This window comes from Streptomyces sp. NPDC008079, from assembly GCF_042957385.1.
Taxonomy (GTDB): domain Bacteria; phylum Actinomycetota; class Actinomycetes; order Streptomycetales; family Streptomycetaceae; genus Actinacidiphila.
This window is the reverse complement of sequence record NZ_JBIBIC010000044.1, coordinates 1-1,579: the sequence shown is the minus strand read 5'-3', so window position 1 is coordinate 1,579 and position 1,579 is coordinate 1. Positions and strand designations below refer to the sequence as shown.

2 protein-coding genes and 1 pseudogene are annotated in these 1,579 nt (G+C 64.0%); all 3 read right to left on the bottom strand.

The window, feature by feature from the left end:
• Window positions 1–225: 225 nt before the first annotated feature.
• Window positions 226–699: a hypothetical protein gene (locus tag ACFZAM_RS37135; protein WP_391053004.1), complete on the bottom strand. Its 474-nt coding sequence runs from the start codon at window positions 697–699 to the stop codon at window positions 226–228.
• On the bottom strand, window positions 696–1,151 hold the full coding sequence (locus ACFZAM_RS37130) for a DUF6228 family protein (protein ID WP_391053002.1): 456 nt from the start codon (window positions 1,149–1,151) through the stop codon (window positions 696–698). The genes ACFZAM_RS37135 and ACFZAM_RS37130 overlap by 4 nt, the downstream gene beginning before the upstream one ends.
• Before the next feature lie 33 nt (window positions 1,152–1,184).
• Window positions 1,185–1,579: pseudogene (locus tag ACFZAM_RS37125) on the bottom strand (DUF2199 domain-containing protein); the annotation flags it as partial.

Sequence of the window (1,579 nt, the reverse complement as noted above, 5' to 3'; positions counted from 1 at the left end):
GTGCCTGTTTGTGAGTCGTTCATGACAGGAACATCGTTGGAACCTTGGCGTTTTCCCAGGTCAGAATTCGAACTTGCGGGGATCGCCTCGCTGTTGCGGGTTGCGGCTGTCGGCGTTGACCAGTCTCCGTAGAGGTGGGCCACCCCGGCCTGGGATAGTTCAGGTTGAGTGAGACAGGGCGGGGCCGTTCGTCTCACTCAACCTGAGCAGTGAGCGGTGTCCAGCTCATACGTCTTCGGGGCGTTCACGAGAGTGCCAGAGCCGACTGAGGGCTTTGAGCTCGGCTCTGGGGAAGTGCTCTCCCCACTTCCCGCGGTAGCCGCTCTCGCCGTAGGTCCGTGCCACCTCGTCGAAGGAGCGGATCATGGCTCGGGCGAGCCGGTCGACGTCGGTCTGGCCGGACCAGACCTCGGTCCCTCTGTTGTCGTGGTCGCTCCCGTTGGGCAGTTCCAGCACCCGGATCCAAACGTCATCGTCCTCGCGGTAGAAGACCCATCGGTAGGCGGTTGGCTCGGACTCGAACTGAGCGCGGGTCTCGGTCTCTCCGGCAACCAGGCGGGCCACCGCCGTTAGGAGATCCTCAGGAGTGCCGGTGATGTAGGACGCGGTGAGTTCGCCCCTCGTCTGAGGGGCCTCGACGACGCAGTCGGCCCAACCGTGCCCGTCCAGAGTCCAGGTGATGCGCAGATCGGCGGTCACGGCTGTGCGCCGTCGAGGAATTGCTGGATGTCGGACGCCAGCGAGGTCATCTGCTCGCCGGCTTCCAACCATGTGGTCACCGAGGCGGTCCAGCCGCCGGCGGCCTTCGGCCAGGGGCGCAGTGTCCAGGTCAGCCCGACGTGGCCTCCGGAACGGAAGACCGCCGTTACTGCCAAGTCCTGGTCGTTGGTCTGCCAGGCCCGCTCGCCGTTCCAGCCTCGGTAGTCTCTGGCCAGTTCCTCCAGGAACGGGACGAGATCGCTGTCCCAAGTCCAGGCCACGACCTCGTTGACACGAGCGGCAAGACCAGGAGCCCACAGCTCGACGGCATAGTGCACGGAGTCTTCGTCGAAGCTGAACCGATCGCAGAATTTCACGCCGACGGCCGGGTTGTCCTGGCAGCGAATGGTGATGCCGGGCTTGTCGTCGGTGTCGCTGTCCAGGGAGGTCATGGGTGGAACGCTAGGCCAGCGTCAGATCGCAAGTCATCCGGATTCAGAGTCGGTGGGGTGCAGTACGGCTTCGGCTATCTCGCGGACGCGCTTCAGGGTGATGCCGGTGCGCTGCTCGATGGCCAGGGGATGGTCGGTGGGTTCGAGTTCGATGTAGGGCGCTCACCGACAGGCCGTGTGTGGACGTGGGTCTTCAGGTTGATGGTGCTGGGCGAGTAGAGGGGCAACTCGGTGGTCAGCCATCCGAAGTACGGATTCGCGGACTCGCGTCCTGGTGTGTCCCACAGGTCCGTCGCGTGGGAGAAGTTCTCGCGGCTGACGGAGATCCAGACGCCCCAGGAGAACACATCGTCGCTGTCGGTGACCGGTATATCGATCATGCCCTTGACGAAGTAGTGCTGTGCTTTGATGACGCACTGGTCCGGGGA